Origin of the sequence: Nocardia sp. NPDC005998 (assembly GCF_040614395.1) — a bacterium.
Taxonomy (GTDB): Bacteria; Actinomycetota; Actinomycetes; order Mycobacteriales; family Mycobacteriaceae; genus Nocardia.
In genome coordinates, this window is the sequence record NZ_JBEXUI010000017.1 from 122,356 (window position 1) to 138,342 (window position 15,987).

Here is a 15,987-nt window from a genome sequence, read left to right on the forward strand (position 1 = left end):
GTAGGTCGTGGTCTGATCCATCGGCCCCACGGGGTATCCGGCGAATTGCCCGGGCTCCAACTGTGCGGGCTCGTCGGGCTGCTCGGATTCGTGCTGGTCGGTGGCCTCGGCGGTCTCGTGCCCGTCGCCTGCGTGCTCGGGTGCCGCGTCGGCGGTTGCGGATTCGGCCGCCTCGTCCTGCGCCGTGTGCTGACCCGAAGAGTCGGTGGTGACCTCGGCCGTATCCACCGAGTGACTCTGCAGCCAGGGCGGAGAAGTCGGGTTGTGGTCGTTAGTTGTCACTGTTCCCCCATCTGCTCGGAATTCGAGCAGAGAGCTCGGCGCTTGAATGCGAATCAACGCTAGCACGGGGTTCATGCCCCGCGCCGTGGTGTATACAGCGGGCGAGCCGGGTGACACGCCGCCACTAACCACTGCTAGCAGGCGGCTCGAAAACACTGATCCAACAGCGAGTTCGAGACTCGGACGCCCGAATCGGCATCAGTTCGTCACCAATGGGCATCCTGTTCTCACCGTACTCCCCGGTCTCAGCCGAGGTGCCGGATCGCTCGGACCCGGCCCGAACGACCTCGGCCCCAACGAAGCCCGGATCCATGAACTCGGCTCGAGCAAACTCGGCTCGAACGAACCCGGTCCGACGAACCACCCGACGAGCCCGGTCGGTGCGGGCCCGAACGACCTCGCTGGCCAAGGGGTTCCAGTACCACCCGAGCAAGCGAGCTCGGACCCTGTCTGGCCGTGAGGAAAGCAGGGCCGATCGCAAAGCAGCCGTTCAACGGGAACGGCCGCAGCGGCTCCAGGACAGTAGTGAAGGCATCCGGAGGCTCCGGTCCTGGTCCGTTCCAGAGTGAATGTGTAGCAGCGCAGCCTGATTCGCTGACGCTGTGACCGGCACAGCGAGTCCACGTCGGCGGATGGCAGCCGAGGTTCGTGCCCGGTTGGTGGTCGCCCCCGCCCTGGCATGTCGCCTGCAACGACGGCGTACGGCACGCTGAAATCACCGAATAGCCAGAGGTGGGAACCGTCATGAGCGATCCCATCGAGATCCATGCGATCATCGGCGGCAAGCGATTGTCCCGTGACAGGGTGCATGCATGGGAGTCGCGCCAAGCAGTGTCGGTGCTCGGCAAGTTCGCTGCTCGGCTGGGGCGTCGTGCTATCTGAATTGCCGCGCCGCCGAATACCCGAGAACCCGCGTCGAATCCGAGATCCGCTTGGGGATGAACGGTGGTGTGAGGGCGATCACATGACGTCACAGCCGAGTGCCGCCCGGCGTCTTGTGGCCATGACGAATACGGAACAGACCTCGGTGCTTATCACCGGGGCGAACAAGGGACTCGGACTCGAGGCGGCCCGGCGGCTCGGCGAACAGGGTTGGACGATCTTCCTCGGATCGCGTGACGAAGCCCGAGGGCGAGCGGCGGCCGAGAGGCTGACCGCCGATGGCGCGAACGTGGTCCTGGTGCCGCTCGATGTGACCTCGGACGAGTCGGTGGCCGACGCGGTCGGGCTCGTCCGCGAGCACACCGACCGGCTGGATGTGCTGATCAACAATGCAGGCGCGCCCGGGCAGGTCATCGCGCCCGCGGACGCGACGGTCGACGAAATTCACTCCGTCTACGACACCAACGTGTACGGACCGATCAGGGTCACGAATGCCTTCCTGCCCTTGCTGCAGAAGGCGGACAATCCGCGGGTGGTGATGGTGTCCAGCGCCGCCGGTTCCTTCGCGGTCGTCACCGATCCCGAGCAGCCCGTGTCGAAAATGCACGAGCTCGCTTACACCTCGTCGAAGGCGGCGCTGAACATGATTACCGTCCGGTACGCCCAGGCTCTGCCGCAGATCAAGTTCAATGTCGCGACTCCCGGAGAAGTCGCCAACCACACCTTCGCCGCCACCGATATGAACAATCACACCGGTCAGCTGACGGTCACCGAGGGCACCGACTCGATCGTCGGACTTGCGATGATCGACGCGGATGGTCCGACCGGGATCTTCGTCGACCGCTTCGGACCTGTGGCGTGGTGACCACCTCGTAACCACGAGACTGTGAACCGGTCCATGGGGGGAATTCGGCCCGAGCCCTACCAAATGCGGCTCGGGCCGAGTTCGGGAAGTGGTTCCGCGCCGCTGATATAGCAGCGCTTCAGCGCGGCAGGATCGCCTCAGTGCGCCCGGTTGACCGCCGAAACAACAGCCCGCAGCGACGCGGTCGTAATGGACGTGGCGATACCCACACCCCAAACCACCTTGTCGCCGACCGCGCACTCCACATACGCCGCGGCCTGCGCGTCGTCACCGGCCGACATCGCGTGCTCGGAGTAATCCAGCACCCGCACATCGAAGCCGACCGCCGCGATCGCGTCGACGAAGGCGGCGAGCGGGCCATTGCCCGCGCCGGTGATCTCCTGCTCCACGCCGTCGACCTTCACCACCGCGGCGATCGAGTCGACGCCGCCGTCGGTTTCCGAGGCGGTGACCTTCTGGCGCATCCGCTCCAGTGGGCGGATCGGGCTCAGGTACTCCTCGGCGAAGACGTCCCACATCTCCTTGGGCGAGACCTCGCCGCCCTCACCGTCGGTGATCTTCTGGATCGCCTGGGAGAACTCGATCTGCAGCCGCCGCGGCAGCACCAGCCCGTGGTCGGTCTTCATGATGTAGGCGACGCCGCCCTTGCCCGACTGCGAGTTGACCCGGATGACGGCCTCGTAGGTGCGTCCGACATCCTTCGGGTCGATCGGCAGGTAGGGCACCTCCCAGACGATGTCGTCGACATCCGAATCGGCCGCGTCGGCCGCCACCTTCATCGCGTCCAGACCCTTGTTGATCGCGTCCTGGTGCGATCCGGAGAACGCGGTGTAGACCAGATCGCCGCCGTACGGGTGGCGCTCGTGCACCGGCAGCTGGTTGCAGTATTCGACGGTGCGGCGGATCTCGTCGATATCGGAGAAGTTGATCTGCGGATCGACGCCGCGGGAGAACATATTCATCCCCAGCGTCACCAGGCACACATTGCCGGTGCGCTCACCGTTGCCGAACAGACAGCCCTCGATGCGATCGGCTCCGGCCTGGTAGCCCAGTTCGGCGGCGGCCACCGCGGTGCCGCGGTCATTGTGTGGGTGCAGCGACAGCACGATCGAATCGCGGCGGGCCAGGTTGCGGCTCATCCACTCGATCGAATCGGCGTACACATTCGGGGTCGCCATCTCGACGGTCGCGGGCAGGTTGATGATCATCGGCTTATCCGGGGTCGGCGCGATGATCTCGGTGACCGCGTCGCAGACCTCCTTGGCGTAAGCCAGCTCGGTGCCGGTGTAGGACTCCGGGCTGTACTCGTAGCGCCAGTTGGTGTCCGGGTAGTTCTTTTCGATCTCCAGGCACAGCGTCGCGGCATCGGTCGCGATCTTCTTCACCGCTTCCTGGTCCGCGCGGAACACCACACGCCGCTGCAGCACCGAGGTCGAGTTGTAGAAGTGGACGATCACATTGGCCGCACCGGCGCACGCCTCGAAGGTGCGCTCGATCAGCTCGGCGCGACACTGGGTCAGCACCTGGATGGAGACGTCCTCGGGAATGGCCCCGTCCTCGATGATCTCGCGGACGAAGTCGAAATCGGTCTGGCTGGCCGACGGGAAGCCGACCTCGATCTCCTTGTAGCCCATCCGCACCAGCAGGTCGAACATGCGGCGCTTGCGAGCGGGGCTCATCGGATCGATCAGCGCCTGGTTGCCATCGCGCAGGTCGACGGCGCACCAGCCGGGGGCGCGGTCGATGATCTTGTCCGGCCAGGTGCGGTCGGGCAGCGTGATCGGCTCGACCTCCTCGGCGAAGGGCCGGTACCGGAAGGTCGGCATGGACGAGTTCTGCTGTCGGTTCCAGGCGGGCTGGTCGGCGGGCGCGGGCTTGGACGGGGGTGTGATGGTGCGCGTGCCGGATACGAAAGCGTCAGCGGGGGACATGCGATTTCTCCAGGGTGTGGTGGATCCCAGTTATGGGGTCGACCGGCGCCGCAGAACCCCGCGACGGGAAGCCGGTCCGATCAGACCCCGTCGCGGCGGCCGAGAAGAAGTGCCCGCTGCATGATGTCGGCGAGTTTACAGTGCGGCAATGCGTCGATGAAAGCCCGGTCCCCATCGTCCGGTCATCCGACGTAACGATTAGCGTTCCGACCGGCTGGTGAACGCCGGTACGGAGCCCGGTGAGGTCAACCACAGGCTCCGACGGGACGTAAGAGGTAGTTCAGATGACTTGGTTGGAACAACTGGCCGTTTTCGGCGCGGGTATCGCGGCGGGCGGCATCAACACCATCGTGGGATCGGGCACCCTCATCACCTTCCCGGTGCTGCTCGCCTTCGGGATCCCGCCGGTCACGGCGAATGTCTCGAACACCATCGGGCTGGTCCCCGGCGGAATCAGCGGCGCGTACGGCTACCGCCGCGAACTCACCGGACAGCGCGCCAGGCTGGTCCGGCTCGGCACCGCGTCCCTGCTCGGCGGCATCACCGGTGCGATCCTGCTGCTCACGCTTCCGGCGTCGGCCTTCAAGGCCATCGTCCCGGCGCTGATCATCGTGGCGCTGATCTTGGTCGTGGTTCAGCCGCGGCTGGCGCGCTGGGTGAAACAGCGCCGCGCGGCCGATACCGGTCCGCAACCCGAACATGGTGGCCTGATCCTGTTCCTCGCGATCTTCGCGTGCGGCATCTACGGCGGCTATTTCGGCGCGGCGCAGGGTGTGCTGCTGATCGGCCTGCTCGGGGTGTTCGTGCACGAGGACATCCAGCGGCTGAACGGCGTCAAGAATGTGCTCGGACTGTTGGTCAACGCGGTCTCCGCGGTGATCTTCACGCTGATCGCCGATGTCGACTGGCGGGTGGCGGTGCTGATCGCCGTCGGCTCGATCATCGGCGGGCAGTTGGGCGCGAAGTTGGGCAGGCGGATGCCGCCCAATGTCCTGCGCGGGGTCATCGTGGTGGTGGGCAGCATTGCCGTCGTCCGATTGCTGATGACCTAGCACCGAGCGGCGCGGTAGTCGGTCCGCGGGCCGAGCGGCAATAGTCCTGTCGACCCGGGCGAGTTCGACCTGAGGTGGAGGAAGTACGTGGCACTCGAGATTCGACGCCCCTAGTGCGGACGCACTTGCGGCGGAGCGGGATTGGTACCAAAGGAGGACGACGTGGACCGGGTCCGCAACGCAGGATGATCGGTATGCGTGGGTGGAAGATCGTCGGGTTGGCACTGGTCGTCTTGGTACCGTCATTGGTCGCGTGCACCCGGCAGAGCGAGGCGGTATCGCAGATCGCCGAGCTCGTCGCACAGGCCGATGCGGCGCCGACCCCGAAACTCGATTGGGCGCAGTGCGCCGAACCCGAGTTGAGCAGGTATCAGTGCGCCACCGCGGCGGTCCCGATCGACTATGCGCAGCCCAACGGCCCGACGCTGGCCCTGGCGATCATCAAACAGCCTGCCACCGAAAAGGACCGGCGCATCGGCACTCTGTTCACCGCGGTCGGCGGCCCCGGCGGTTCGGGCTTCAAATGGGCCAGCCACGGCGAGCTGTTCGCCGGTGAGGTGGCCCGCCGATTCGATGTGATCACCTTCGACCAGCGCGGCATCGGCCGCAGCGGACAGGTGCGCTGCTTCCCGAATGCCGAAGAGCAGCACCGGTTCTGGTCCGAATTCCTGCTGCCGCCGACCACTGCCGAACAGGAGGGCATCGCCGCGCGCAACGCCCGTGCGCTGGCCGCCGGATGCGCCGCGAACAGTCCGGAGCTACTGCCGCATCTCACCACCGTCGATGCCGCCCGCGATCTGGATCTGCTGCGCCGCGCGGTCGGCGACGCGACCATGACCTATGAGGGCGCGTCCTACGCGAGTTATCTGGGCGAGGTCTACGGCGCGCTCTTCGGCGACCGGGTCCGCGCACTGCAACTCGGTTCGATGATCGACCCGGACGCCTACACCAACGATTCGTCCGCCCAAATCGCCGACTCCGCGGCGGGCACCGAGGAGGTGCTCACCGAATTCCTGCGGCTGTGCGCCGAAGCGGGCCAGCCGCGATGCGCCTTCGCGGGCCCGGCCAAGACCGACGCCGCCGCACTGCGCACCCGCAACGATGCCGTGCTCGACCGGCTTCGTCAGGGCCCGATCGAGGTCGGAGCGGGTGAGCGCGCCCGCGCGGTGACCCTGACCGAGGTGCTGCCCGCGCACGCCACCATGCTCTACGACCCGAAGGAGGGCTGGCCCGCGCTGGCCGAGCTGCTCACCGAACTCGAGCGTGGTCCGGCGGGCAATCCCGACGCGGTACAGCAGATTCTGGCCGCTGGCGGTTTCGCCGACAATTTCCTCGACGCCTACACCGCGATCAGCTGCGCGGACAACAACTTCGGTCACGAACCCGAGCAATGGCCAACGCTGGCAGCGGAATTCGCGAATACCGCACCGCATTACGGTGCCATGTGGCTGTATCTGCGCCAGGCCTGCGGAGCCTGGCCCGCATCCGCCAAGGGTTATCCGCAGCGCATCACCGGTCCGTGGATTCTGCGCTCGGATAAGCCGGCCCTGCTGTTCAACAATCGGTTCGATCCGGTCACCCCGCTGACGGCCGCCCGCCGGGCCCAGCAGGAATTGGTCAATGCCAGACTGGTGGTCATCGAGGGCGGCTATGGCCACGAGGTGGTGGGCGACTGTGCGGGCCGTCTCCGGGAGCACTATCTCGTCGACCTGCAACTCCCCGCACCCGGTGCGACCTGCAAGCCGGATAGAGCACCTTTCGCCGACTGAACAAACCACGCGGCCTTCCGGTTTCGGGCGCACGGCCACTTCGACAACCGCTGCCGCCGCCCACGCATCCCCTCGGTCGACCAAGATCATTCCCAGCACTGTTCAGCGCACCGGAATCCCGGTAGTCTGCGCTCGGCCATGCGTGACGAGGGAGGTGGCCGGGTGCACAGACGTGCCTTTTTCAAGGCAGCAGGTGCGGCCGCGATGTTGGGTGTCGCGGGTGCTGCAATGGGTACGGGCCCATCCGGTGCGGTAGATCCCATGTGGGACAACCTCTTCCGCATGTGGGTGCCGGAAATCTTTGCGCCACTTCCCGATCCGCCCGCGCATTCGCCCGCGATCGTGATCGGCTCCGGCTTCGGCGCCGCGGTCGCCGCGCTGCGCCTGGCCGAGGCCGGTATCGCCAATACCGTGCTGGAGCGCGGTTCGCGCTGGCCCAATGACCCGTGGCGGGAGATCTTCACCGGTGACGATCTGCCCGACGGCCGCGGCTTCTGGCATCGCACCAACTTCACCGGCGTCACCAAGGTGCCGATGCATTTCGCCAGCTTCGGCGGAGTGCTCGACTGCACCCAGTACCCGGGCATCGACGTATGGCGGGCGGCCGCGGTCGGTGGCGGCTCGGTGATCTTCTCCGGTGCGATGGTCGCGCCCGAGCGCCGCTTCTTCGACCACGTCTTCGGCGGCACCGTCGACTACGGCGAAATGGACAGCGTCTATTACCCGCGCGTGCGGGAGATGTTGCGGCTCAGCCCGATTCCCGGCGACCTCTACGCGGCATCGCCGTTCGCGCATTCCCGGGCCTGGGACGAGCAGGTGCGCAAGGCGGGCTACCAGCCGCTCGCCAATGACTCGATCTTCAACTGGGATATTGTGCGCGGCGAAATCGCTGGCACCACAAGGCCTTCCGCGACGGTGGCGCGCAGCAATCTGGGCAACTCCAATGGCGCGAAGTTCGACCTCAACCAGAACTACCTGCGCTATGCCCAGGACACCGGCAATTCCGCCATCTATCCGGGCCACCGCGTCGACTCCATCGCGCAAGAATCCGGGGGCCGCTACGCGGTGACCGTCACCAAACTTGCGCCGACCGGCGAGGTGATCGGCACCCGCACTCTCACCTGCGACCGCCTTTTCCTCGGCGCCGGTTCGGTCGGAACCTCGGAACTGCTGGTCCGGGCCCAGGCCACCGGCGCACTGCCGAACCTCAACGAGCACATCGGCGACGGCTGGGGCACCAACGGTGATGTGGTGCTGGCCCGCGGCGCCAGCCAGCTCGCCGGCTTCGGTCAGGGCGTGCCGAGCGTGAGCCGGATCCTGGACGAATCCGCGGTGCCGCTCACCCTCGAAAGTTGGTATATCCCGGGCATTCCGTTCGAGACCGGTGCGCTCGCCTCACTGGGCATGGTGCTCGATCCGGCCCGCGCGCGCTTCGGCTACGACCGCGCCCGCAATGCGGTCGGATTGTCCTGGTCGACCAAGAACCGTGACGATATCGTGGCGGCCGCCCGCGCGGTCGATCACCGGATCGCCGAACGCGCCAATGCCCTTGTCGAATACGGTGCCCTCGGCTACGACGCGAACAGCCTGTTCACCGCGCATCCGCTGGGTGGTGCGGTGCTCGGCCGGGCCACCGACGGCAATGGCCGCGTACACGGCCATCCCGGCCTGTACGTGATGGACGGTGCGGCCATTCCCGGGAGCACCGGCACGGTGAATCCGTCGCTCACCATTGCCGCGCTGGCCGAGCGCAATATCGAGGCGATCATCCGCGCTGGGAAGTAGCCCGGCGCGGCGCGTATTACTGTCGGCGGGACCGTTCGGCGTCGAAGGGATCCTCACGTGGCAACTCCAACCAGGCCGACCCGGTACGGCCTCGATGAAGCGCCGAAGCTGGACTTTCCGCGCAAACCACCCGCGCTGTGGTCGGATCTGGTGATGTTGGCGCTGGCCATCGTCTCGGTCGCGCTGGTCACCTGGGTCACCTTCTTCGACGTCACCGCGCACACCTACCGGGTGATCGTGGTCATCGACTATTCGGTATGCGCGATCTTCGCCGCCGAATTCCTGTGGCGCTGGCGGCGTGCGGGCTGGTCGTGGACGTTCCCGTTCATCTACTGGTACGAAGTGCTCGGCATGATCCCGGTGACCAGCCCGTTCTTCCGAGGGTTCCGGTTACTGCGGATAGTGGCGATCGCGGTCCGCGTCGGCCGGGTGGCCGATCGGGCGCTCGGTGAGCGGGTGACCGCCGCGGTGGTGAACCGCTTCGTGACGACCATCGTCGATGTCATCAAGCGCCCCATGACCATCGCCATACTCGACGAGGTCGCGCAGGTGCTGCGCGCGGGCCACTACACTCGCAATATCGCCGCGGCGCTGGAGGAGAACCGCGCCGAAATGGACGAGATGATCCTCGAACTCATCAAGAACGATCCGCAGGCCGGCCGGGTCCGCTACATCCCGTTCCACGACGAGATCATCCGGCTCATTGCCGACACCACATTTCGCATCGTCTTCCAGGTGCTCGCCGATCCGCGCACCGACGAACTGGTCTCGGACGTGATCCGCGAGAACGTGGATCAGATCCGGGACGCGGTGCACGCCGGGGTGCGCGTCGAGCCGTCCAACCACGGCCCGACGCCGTCCGAAGCGAGCGTGCGGCACCAGCTCAGCCGTGTGTCGCGTGCCTGATCTCATCACGCGGCTGTGCGTAACGCATTGTCTCCCAAACGATCAGCAGCACCAGCACACCGCACAGTAGCGCCAGTGCGCCCAGTGCGGGCAGCGCGCAGGCCGCTGGGATCAGCGCGAGCAGCACCACCGCGGCCACCAGTCGCGGCACCGTGACATTGCGGGTCGCGTAGTGCTTGAATCCGACCAGCGCGATCAGATACAGCGCCACACCGCCGTACAGCGAGAACAGCGGGATGCCGTAGAGCGCGTCGTGCAAGGTGTGCGCCGATTCGTCGCCGACGTAGTAGAGCACCTTCTTCAGCCCGAGCGAGAGCAGGATGATTCCGGCGATCATCGGGAAATGCCAGAACGTGTAGCAGTTTCGGGCGATCTTGATCTGTCGTTCACCCTCGGCCCGCCGCAACTCGTGCTCCACCGACAGTGCTGCCACATCGAAATACGCCCACCACAGCAGACCCGATACCGCCAGCCCCAGCATCGATCCGACCGCGATCGGCCACGAAATCGGCAGTCCGGCAACGCCGATGCCGATCGAGACGATCGATTCGCCGAGCGCCACAATGATGATCAGTCCGTAGCGCTCGGAGAAGTGGCTCGGCGAATTCACTCGCCAGTCCTCGCCCGCCAGCAGGGTCCAGCCCATATCTCCGGCGATCGCCGCGATCCACAGCACGATCTGCACGGTTCCGGTGGTCATGGCGGCGATGACGAGCAGGGACGTGCCGATGGTGATCGAACCCAGGCTCCACTTCAGAACCTGGTTGCGCAGTTGCGAATCCTCGGCGCTGGCCAGCAGGAACATGCCCAGATGCACCAGGCGCACGATCAGATACGCGATCGCAAAGACCAGCGGCCCGAACCATCCGCCGGACAGATCGCGGAATGCCTCGGGAATGGTGAGCGCGGCCAGGAAGCCGCCGCCCATCGCGACGAACATGGCGACTCGGGCGATGCCCTCATCCGCGCGTATCACATTGCCGAGCCAGGAGTAGGCGATCCACAGCCACCACATGACGGCGAGTACCAGCCCGGCGCGCAACATGTTCTTGGCGCTGGTGTCGTGTGCGGCGAGGTCGGTGACCATGGTGAAGGCGAAGACGAGCACGAGGTCGAAGAACAACTCGAGCTGGGTGACCGACGCGTCCTCGGCCGTTGGCAGAAGTCGCGCCCGTTTGGAACCGATCATGGTGCACATAGTCGCATCCGAATACGACCGGTGCACCGTTTGCCGGTTGCTCGAAGGAGCTCGGCTACACGGCTTGGAAGTTCTCGTTCTCGGTGAAGCCCTCGGCGAACTCGATGAAGTTCTGCACGATGGTCTCGTTCGAGCGGCGCATGGTCCGGCTCACCAGCATGCCCGGAATGGGGATCGGGACGTAGAGCTCCACGTGGTACCAGACGTCGGTGCCGTCCGCGCCCGCGGTGACCTCGAACCAGCCACCGCCCTTGACGCCGCGCGTGCTGTCGGTGACCTCCCAGGAGGACCGGATATCGGTCCATTCGTACTCCAGCACCTGTAGATCCGAACTGCCCATCAGCTCCGCTTTGACGAATACCCGGCGCGGGCGTAGCTCGACGTCGCGGCTCGCGACTCGTGCGTCGGTGTAGGAGGTCGACCACTCCGGGAGCATCTCTACCGCGGCCAATGCATCCATTACCTGCTCGGGATCGGCGTCGACGACGAAACGGATATCGGTCTTTGTACGCATTCCATACCTCCGCCCCCACCCAACTACATCGGCAAATTGTGCCCAGCGACACATTCGCAAGTCAACCGAGCGTCCGGTGCTCGGGACCACATGGGGCGGTTCCCGCTGCATATCTCGGGGTGATCACGATCGATTATGAACTGCCAGAACGTTTTCCGATTCAAATTCGATCAAACGGCGAAATCGTGGGGTCCAGTGGACTTGCCGTCGGACCGGCCGGGGTATTCGTCCGCCCGGCCGGAAAGCCGGACCGGCATCCGGCCGTCGGTGATCGCGACGGCCGGCCGGGTGTCGATCGCGGGATTTCCGGGCCGGGCGTGGCCGCGCAGCAAAGAACGGGCCCGCCGCTAGCGGGCCCTCGGGCTTCGCGGCTCAGGGCATTGCGGGTTCGATAATCGCGTCCGGGCCCGGGTAGACGAGCGATTCATGCCCGTCGTCGAATCGCACCACGTAGGGCGGTGCTCCCTCGGGCCCCCGGACTTCGACGATTTCGCCATGGCGATCGCCCTGTCCCACAACGTGTCCATGCACGAGGAGCCGGTCTCCGACATTCGCCATCATGGCCCCATTATCGAATGGCAGTGACGTGCATCACAAGGGCTGCCGCATAACGCGGCGTTTCACTCGCTTCCGATGAGTCGGTCGACCGCCGCTTCGATCAGCTCCTGGCTGTGCTCCTCGGTGAAGATCCCCGGCAGCGTGAGCCGGTCCACGATCAGCCAATTCAGCGCCAGATAGAGCAGAATCACCGACTTCTCGTCGCCGGGCATTCCGGCATCGAGGTGGTTGCGCACGTTGAATTCCAGATCTGCGCGCACCGCCTCGGTCATGACCGCGCGCAGCTCCGGTCGCCGGGTCGCCTCCAGGCGCAGCTCGAGCATGGCCAGGTAGCCGGTGCGGAACGCCTCGATGCGGCCGACCAGCTCCCGCATCAAGTCGGTGATATGCGCACGCGTCTTCGGGCCGGTGGTGAGTTCGGCCATGGTCGCCGCGCTCGGCGCCAAGCGCTCATAGAAGCGGCCGCCGGCCTGGGTGAGCAGGTCGTCGCGGCTGGCGAAGTAGTTCGACGCCGTACCCGCGGGCACCGCGGCCTCCTTGTCCACCGCCCGGAAGGTGAGCCCGCGCGCTCCCTCCTTGGCCAGTACCTCGAGCGCCGCGTCGAGCAGCGCCTGCCGTCGCTCGGGATTCGTCCGGACCACTTGACACCACTCCATCCGTAGTACTACATTTCAAATCACTACATACAGAGTACAACGGATCAGGCGGTTTTGATATGCGAAAGCTTGTTTACTACGTGGCCGTATCGCTCGACGGCTACATCGCGGGTCCGGCGGGGGAGTACGACTTCTATCCAATGGACGCCGAGATGACGACCTGGATCAACGAGCGGTATCCGGACTTCGTGCCGAGTCCCGCGCGACCGCACTTCGGGAGAGCGGTGGACGAACCGGCCGCGCGCTTCGACACCGTCCTGATGGGACGGGCGAGCTATGAACCCGCGCTGTCGGAGGGCGTCACCAGCCCATATGCGCATATGCAGCAGTACGTCATCTCGAGCACCCTCGGACCGATCGACGATCCGAAGGTCGAGGTGGTCGCGAGCGATCCGGTCGCTCTGGTGCGGCGGTTGAAAACCGAAGAGGGCGGCGATATCTGGCTGTGCGGCGGCGGCAAGCTGGCCGGGGCGCTGCTCGGCGAGCTCGACGAGATGATCATCAAGAGCTATCCGGTCGTCGCGGGTGGCGGCATCTCCGCCTTCTCGGGCGCATTCGACCCCACCCTGTTCACACCCACCCAGCGCCGGGAATTCGGCAATGGCGCCCAGGTCACCTGGTTCTCCCGGGCCTGACCATCCAGCGGCACGAAAGAGGTATCGGTATGCGAAAACTCGTCTACTTCGTCGGCATGTCCCTCGACGGCTACATCGCGGGTCCCGGCGATGACGTCAGCTTCTATCCGGTCGGTGATGACATGTGGGACTGGCTGAAAGCCGAGTACCCGGAGACGCTGCCCACCCATGTGCGCCCGCATATCGGGCTGGCGGTCGATGCTCCGAACCAGAAGTTCGACACCTTGGTCATGGGCCGGGGCACCTACGCCCCGGGCCTGGCCGTCGGCCTGACCAGTCCGTACGCCCATATGCGGCAGTACATCGTGTCGAGCTCCCTCGGCCGCATCGACGACCCGCCGGTGGAGCTCGTCGACAGCGATCCCGTCGGTCTGGTTCGTCGCCTGAAGCAGGAGGACGGCATGGACATCTGGCTGGCGGGTGGTGGCAAACTCGCCGCGCAACTGCTCGGCGAGATCGATGAACTCGTCATCAAGAGCTATCCGGTGGTCGCCGGTAGCGGAACCCCGGCTTTCGCAGGTGAATTCGATCCGACGCTGTTCGCGCCGACCGAGCGCACCGAGCTCGGCAACGGCACCCAGGTCACCTGGCTGACCAGGGCCTGAGGCGTCGGCTCGTCGACGGTGCGGAGACAGCGCCGTTCGTCCCCGGCTGGGAGCGGGTGCACGCCCTGCGGGCACTCGATTCCGGACGGCCCGCCGATGCGATGGTCTGGTGTCGGCGCGAAGGGCGTTGGCAGCAGCGGCCTTCCGACGATCATGCGGTCTCCGGCCTGACCGATCCGCAGATCGCCATGTTCATCAGCCGCGGCACCGTCGAAACGCATCTGGCCCATGTCTACGCCGAGCTCGGGATCGCCGATCGCACCGAACTCGCCTGGCTCGCACCCGGCGCTGGCTCCGGTCAGCCGCGCAGAAACGACAGGCGCACTTCCCGATCCGGATTGTCGACATTCAGATCGACCAGCGCGATCGACTGCCAAGTGCCCAATGTCAGCGCACCGCCGATGACCGGAACGGTGGCGTAGGGCGGGATCAGCGCGGGCATCACATGTGCGCGTCCGTGCCCGCGCGAGCCGTGCGCATGCCGCCAGCGATCATCGGCGGGCAGCAGGTCGCGCAGTGCGGCGAGTAGATCGTCATCGCTGCGCGCACCGAGTTCCATGATGGCGATTCCGGCCGTGGCGTGCGGAACGAAGATGTGCAGGAGTCCGTCCGCGCCCGCCTCCCGCGCAAATGACGCACACTGCGGGGTGAGGTCGTATACGACCTCGGATCGTCCCGTGGTCACCTCGATCACCGTGCTCTTCATGGCGTCCATCGTCCTCCTCGGATCTGGCGGTGGAGCTATCCGGATTCGGTGTCGCGCAGCAGGGCCGTGACGCGCACCGCGGTCTCGTGCAGCCGCTGGAACACATGCGGTGCTCGAGCCCCGGCAGCGCCGCACCCGCTGTGCCATGAACGTGCAGGCGACGGTTGTCGTCGGCCAGCGCGGCGAGTGGCTGATCGCCGCGTTCCAGAACACGAAAACGCACCCGCTCATGGCAGCGATCGGCATCAAGATCGACTCGCGTCAGGCCCCCTCGACGCTGCCGGGCCGGGAGGTACCAGCAAATTAGATAGACCTCGGCCGGTACTCTGGGGAGCTGTTAGCAGCTGTTTGTCGATCTTGGAGGACCCTGTCGTGGCTCTCGTGGTTCAGAAGTACGGAGGATCCTCGGTAGCAACCGCCGAGCGCATCCGGCGCGTCGCTGAACGGATCGTCGAAACGAAGAAGCAGGGCCACGATGTGGTGGTCGTCTGCTCGGCCATGGGCGATACCACCGACGAACTGCTCGATCTGGCCCAGCAGGTGGCGCCAGCGCCGCCCGCCCGCGAAATGGATATGTTGCTCACCTCCGGCGAGCGCATCTCCAACGCGCTGGTCGCCATGGCCATTCACTCGCTCGGTGCCGAGGCCCGCTCGTTCACCGGCTCGCAGGCGGGTGTGATCACCACCGGATCGCACGGTAACGCCAAGATCATCGACGTCACCCCCGGCCGGGTCCGCGCCGCGCTGGACCAAGGGCTGGTCGTGCTGGTCGCCGGATTCCAGGGCGTGAGCCAGGACAGCCGCGATGTCACCACGTTGGGCCGCGGCGGTTCCGACACCACCGCGGTCGCGCTGGCCGCGGCGCTGCACGCCGACGTTTGTGAGATCTATACGGATGTGGACGGCGTCTTCACCGCCGACCCGCGGATCGTGCCCGACGCCCAGCAGCTGGAGCAGGTCTCCTATGAGGAGATGCTCGAGCTCGCGGCGTGCGGCGCGAAGGTACTCATGCTGCGCTGCGTGGAATACGCGCGCCGCTACAACGTTCCGGTGCATGTGCGCTCGTCGTATACCGACAAGCCCGGCACCTACGTCTATGGATCGATGGAGGACATCCCCTTGGAGCAAGCAATCCTCACGGGCGTCGCGCACGACCGCAGCGAGGCCAAGGTGACCGTGGTCGGGCTGCCGGATGAACCGGGCTACGCCGCCAAGGTGTTCCGCGCGATCGCCGACGCGGAGATCAATATCGATATGGTCCTGCAGAACATCTCCAAGATCGAGACGGGCAAGACCGATATCACCTTCACCCTGCCCAAGACCGAGGGCGCGCGTGCGGTGGAGATGCTGACCAAGCGTCAGGACGAGATCGGTTTCTCGCAGGTGCTCTACGACGACCACATCGGCAAGGTCTCGCTGGTCGGCGCGGGTATGAAGAGCCATCCGGGCGTCACCGCCACCTTCTGTGAGGCGCTGGCGCATGCGGGTGTGAACATCGATCTCATCTCCACCTCCGAGATCCGGATCTCGGTGCTGGTCAAGGACACCGAACTGGACGAGGCCGTGCAGGTGCTGCACAAGGCCTTCGATCTGGGCGGCGACGAGGTCGCCGTCGTCCACGCGGGAACAGGACGCTGACTTGA

The 15,987-nt window shown here is 65.9% G+C and carries 16 protein-coding genes and 1 pseudogene; 11 read left to right on the forward strand and 6 right to left on the reverse strand.

Annotated features, from left to right (window positions below; all coding sequences use genetic code 11):
• Positions 1 to 1,026: 1,026 nt before the first annotated feature.
• Together ABZ293_RS22995 and ABZ293_RS23000 are read left to right on the forward strand one after the other, a co-directional pair.
• Positions 1,027 to 1,164 carry a hypothetical protein gene (locus ABZ293_RS22995; RefSeq protein ID WP_355183623.1) on the forward strand — a complete coding sequence of 46 codons (138 nt, stop codon included), beginning with the start codon at positions 1,027 to 1,029 and terminating at the stop codon, positions 1,162 to 1,164.
• A gap of 121 nt (positions 1,165 to 1,285) precedes the next feature.
• Positions 1,286 to 2,029 carry an SDR family NAD(P)-dependent oxidoreductase gene (locus tag ABZ293_RS23000; protein ID WP_355183625.1) on the forward strand — a complete coding sequence of 248 codons (744 nt, stop codon included), beginning with the start codon at positions 1,286 to 1,288 and terminating at the stop codon, positions 2,027 to 2,029.
• Positions 2,030 to 2,166: 137 nt separating this feature from the next.
• Here the strand turns inward: ABZ293_RS23000 and leuA are convergent, their stop codons facing one another.
• Positions 2,167 to 3,960 carry a 2-isopropylmalate synthase gene (gene leuA, locus ABZ293_RS23005; protein WP_355183627.1) on the reverse strand — a complete coding sequence of 598 codons (1,794 nt, stop codon included), beginning with the start codon at positions 3,958 to 3,960 and terminating at the stop codon, positions 2,167 to 2,169.
• Positions 3,961 to 4,244: 284 nt separating this feature from the next.
• On the opposite strand from leuA, the gene ABZ293_RS23010 reads away from it, so the two are divergent.
• The 4 genes from ABZ293_RS23010 to ABZ293_RS23025 all read left to right on the forward strand — a co-directional run bounded on the left by ABZ293_RS23010 (position 4,245) and on the right by ABZ293_RS23025 (position 9,472).
• Positions 4,245 to 5,012, forward strand: a complete 768-nt coding sequence (locus ABZ293_RS23010; protein WP_355183629.1) for a sulfite exporter TauE/SafE family protein — start codon at positions 4,245 to 4,247, stop codon at positions 5,010 to 5,012.
• Between the two features lie 194 nt (positions 5,013 to 5,206).
• Positions 5,207 to 6,781, forward strand: a complete 1,575-nt coding sequence (locus tag ABZ293_RS23015; RefSeq protein WP_355183631.1) for an alpha/beta hydrolase — start codon at positions 5,207 to 5,209, stop codon at positions 6,779 to 6,781.
• A gap of 162 nt (positions 6,782 to 6,943) precedes the next feature.
• The gene (locus ABZ293_RS23020; protein WP_355183633.1) at positions 6,944 to 8,566 is read left to right on the forward strand and encodes a GMC oxidoreductase; all 1,623 of its coding nucleotides are present in this window, start codon (positions 6,944 to 6,946) and stop codon (positions 8,564 to 8,566) included.
• 57 nt (positions 8,567 to 8,623) lie between these two features.
• The gene (locus ABZ293_RS23025) at positions 8,624 to 9,472 is read left to right on the forward strand and encodes an ion transporter (protein ID WP_355183635.1); all 849 of its coding nucleotides are present in this window, start codon (positions 8,624 to 8,626) and stop codon (positions 9,470 to 9,472) included.
• Here ABZ293_RS23025 and ABZ293_RS23030 read toward each other — a convergent pair.
• The 4 genes from ABZ293_RS23030 to ABZ293_RS23045 form a co-directional block, all read right to left on the reverse strand.
• Entirely contained in the window at positions 9,450 to 10,661 is a 1,212-nt protein-coding gene (locus ABZ293_RS23030) for a low temperature requirement protein A (RefSeq protein WP_355183637.1), read from the reverse strand. The genes ABZ293_RS23025 and ABZ293_RS23030 overlap by 23 nt on opposite strands.
• Positions 10,662 to 10,725: 64 nt before the next feature.
• On the reverse strand, positions 10,726 to 11,184 hold the full coding sequence (locus ABZ293_RS23035) for an SRPBCC family protein (RefSeq protein ID WP_355183639.1): 459 nt from the start codon (positions 11,182 to 11,184) through the stop codon (positions 10,726 to 10,728).
• A gap of 372 nt (positions 11,185 to 11,556) precedes the next feature.
• Positions 11,557 to 11,745, reverse strand: coding sequence for a DUF1918 domain-containing protein (locus ABZ293_RS23040; RefSeq protein WP_354954598.1), 189 nt, complete (start codon positions 11,743 to 11,745; stop codon positions 11,557 to 11,559).
• Positions 11,746 to 11,804: 59 nt separating this feature from the next.
• A complete protein-coding gene (locus ABZ293_RS23045) occupies positions 11,805 to 12,398 on the reverse strand; it encodes a TetR family transcriptional regulator (protein ID WP_355183641.1) in 594 nt (197 codons plus the stop codon).
• A 59-nt stretch (positions 12,399 to 12,457) separates the two neighbouring features.
• Between ABZ293_RS23045 and ABZ293_RS23050 the strand changes: the two genes are divergently transcribed.
• From ABZ293_RS23050 to ABZ293_RS23060, 3 genes and pseudogenes are all read left to right on the forward strand, one after another.
• Positions 12,458 to 13,033, forward strand: a complete 576-nt coding sequence (locus tag ABZ293_RS23050) for a dihydrofolate reductase family protein (RefSeq protein WP_355183643.1) — start codon at positions 12,458 to 12,460, stop codon at positions 13,031 to 13,033.
• 29 nt (positions 13,034 to 13,062) lie between these two features.
• Entirely contained in the window at positions 13,063 to 13,638 is a 576-nt protein-coding gene (locus ABZ293_RS23055) for a dihydrofolate reductase family protein (RefSeq protein ID WP_355183645.1), read from the forward strand.
• Between the two features lie 101 nt (positions 13,639 to 13,739).
• A pseudogene (locus ABZ293_RS23060) lies at positions 13,740 to 13,907 on the forward strand (LuxR C-terminal-related transcriptional regulator); the annotation flags it as partial.
• Positions 13,908 to 13,936: 29 nt separating this feature from the next.
• Here ABZ293_RS23060 and ABZ293_RS23065 read toward each other — a convergent pair.
• Positions 13,937 to 14,344, reverse strand: a complete 408-nt coding sequence (locus tag ABZ293_RS23065; protein WP_355183714.1) for a YjbQ family protein — start codon at positions 14,342 to 14,344, stop codon at positions 13,937 to 13,939.
• A 145-nt stretch (positions 14,345 to 14,489) separates the two neighbouring features.
• Here ABZ293_RS23065 and ABZ293_RS23070 point away from each other — a divergent pair, with 145 nt between their 5' ends.
• Together ABZ293_RS23070 and ABZ293_RS23075 are read left to right on the forward strand one after the other, a co-directional pair.
• The gene (locus ABZ293_RS23070) at positions 14,490 to 14,651 is read left to right on the forward strand and encodes a hypothetical protein (RefSeq protein ID WP_355183647.1); all 162 of its coding nucleotides are present in this window, start codon (positions 14,490 to 14,492) and stop codon (positions 14,649 to 14,651) included.
• A 65-nt stretch (positions 14,652 to 14,716) separates the two neighbouring features.
• Positions 14,717 to 15,982, forward strand: coding sequence for an aspartate kinase (locus tag ABZ293_RS23075; RefSeq protein WP_355183649.1), 1,266 nt, complete (start codon positions 14,717 to 14,719; stop codon positions 15,980 to 15,982).
• Positions 15,983 to 15,987: the final 5 nt, after the last annotated feature.

Coding starts and splice junctions, on each gene's coding strand:
- ABZ293_RS22995 (WP_355183623.1), top strand. CDS start 1,027: ATGAGCGATCCCATCGAGATCCATGCGATCATCGGCGGCAAGCGATTG.
- ABZ293_RS23000 (WP_355183625.1), top strand. CDS start 1,286: ATGACGAATACGGAACAGACCTCGGTGCTTATCACCGGGGCGAACAAG.
- leuA (WP_355183627.1), bottom strand. CDS start 3,960: ATGTCCCCCGCTGACGCTTTCGTATCCGGCACGCGCACCATCACACCC.
- ABZ293_RS23010 (WP_355183629.1), top strand. CDS start 4,245: ATGACTTGGTTGGAACAACTGGCCGTTTTCGGCGCGGGTATCGCGGCG.
- ABZ293_RS23015 (WP_355183631.1), top strand. CDS start 5,207: ATGCGTGGGTGGAAGATCGTCGGGTTGGCACTGGTCGTCTTGGTACCG.
- ABZ293_RS23030 (WP_355183637.1), bottom strand. CDS start 10,661: ATGATCGGTTCCAAACGGGCGCGACTTCTGCCAACGGCCGAGGACGCG.
- ABZ293_RS23035 (WP_355183639.1), bottom strand. CDS start 11,184: ATGCGTACAAAGACCGATATCCGTTTCGTCGTCGACGCCGATCCCGAG.
- ABZ293_RS23040 (WP_354954598.1), bottom strand. CDS start 11,745: ATGATGGCGAATGTCGGAGACCGGCTCCTCGTGCATGGACACGTTGTG.
- ABZ293_RS23045 (WP_355183641.1), bottom strand. CDS start 12,398: ATGGAGTGGTGTCAAGTGGTCCGGACGAATCCCGAGCGACGGCAGGCG.
- ABZ293_RS23050 (WP_355183643.1), top strand. CDS start 12,458: ATGCGAAAGCTTGTTTACTACGTGGCCGTATCGCTCGACGGCTACATC.
- ABZ293_RS23055 (WP_355183645.1), top strand. CDS start 13,063: ATGCGAAAACTCGTCTACTTCGTCGGCATGTCCCTCGACGGCTACATC.
- ABZ293_RS23065 (WP_355183714.1), bottom strand. CDS start 14,344: ATGAAGAGCACGGTGATCGAGGTGACCACGGGACGATCCGAGGTCGTA.
- ABZ293_RS23070 (WP_355183647.1), top strand. CDS start 14,490: ATGAACGTGCAGGCGACGGTTGTCGTCGGCCAGCGCGGCGAGTGGCTG.